Here is a 244-nt window from a genome sequence, read left to right on the forward strand (position 1 = left end):
GGCCTGCAAGCGGATGATATAGGCGCGGGGATCGGACGGCATCGGGATACCCCCACCATCCCCGGTGGACAACCGGACGTTCAGATCGGCCCAGGCGCAGAGGTCTTCCACGGCATAGACGATCCGGGACGCCGATATCCTGCTCTGGCTGACCGGGCAGATCGTCGATGCCCTCAACCACGATCTGTGGGTGTCGCGCCATGTGCGCTTCACGCCCTGGCGGCTGTTCCAGGATCTGGGATGG

At 64.8% G+C, this 244-nt stretch carries 1 pseudogene; it reads right to left on the reverse strand.

Going from position 1 to position 244, the window contains the following annotated elements:
• Positions 1-213 (reverse strand): annotated as a pseudogene (locus tag KUA11_RS17955) (hypothetical protein); the annotation flags it as partial.
• Between the last annotated feature and the right edge of the window lie 31 nt (positions 214-244).

This window comes from Acetobacter estunensis (genome assembly GCF_019083805.1).
Classification (GTDB): Bacteria; Pseudomonadota; Alphaproteobacteria; order Acetobacterales; family Acetobacteraceae; genus Acetobacter; species Acetobacter estunensis_A.